Below are 558 nucleotides of genomic sequence, written 5' to 3'. Positions count from 1 at the left end.
AACGCACCGGCCGCTAAGTAAAACTAGCGACTCTCTCGATGCATAGCCGCCCCGTCAACTCGATGGACAACCCGAACGCTGAGCGCGTCAAACGGGTCGCCCAGTTGGCGGGGCGTTCTGCTGTCCGGATTCGGAGGCAGCGGTTCTTAGCAGAAGGCCCGCAATCAGCGAGTGAGGCCCTTCGTGCACACCTGGGATTGTTAGACCTGTCAGTTGAGGCCCTGAAATTCTGGCCCCCCGAACAGACCGTGGCAGAGGTTTACTACACTGCACGGTTGGCCTCAACCCATCCAGAGCTGATGGAGCTTATAACCGAGCTTGACCATGGCGTTTTTGTAGCCGAGACCACCGACCGGGTGTTACAGGCTATGTCAGATGCGGTGGTCCACCAAAACATTATTGTGGTTGCCAATCTGCCCGCAGCCCGAGGGGTCCCCTCCGATGAAGCTGCGTTGATTGCTGGGTTGGTACGAGTCCAGGATCCTGGCAACGCCGGTACCATCATTCGCGCCGCAGACGCGGCTGGAGCCGATTACGTTTTTACGACTCCCGATACAG

At 58.4% G+C, this 558-nt stretch carries 1 protein-coding gene; it reads left to right on the top strand.

Going from position 1 to position 558, the window contains the following annotated elements; genetic code table 11:
• Positions 1-62: 62 nt before the first annotated feature.
• Positions 63-558, top strand: a 496-nt coding sequence (locus ABD987_RS44530) for a TrmH family RNA methyltransferase (RefSeq protein ID WP_425551105.1), incomplete at its 3' end; no start/stop codon positions are given.

This window comes from Amycolatopsis samaneae, assembly GCF_039541975.1.
In the GTDB taxonomy this organism is placed as follows: domain Bacteria; phylum Actinomycetota; class Actinomycetes; order Mycobacteriales; family Pseudonocardiaceae; genus Amycolatopsis; species Amycolatopsis samaneae.
This window is presented reverse-complemented; position numbering and strand designations above follow the sequence as displayed.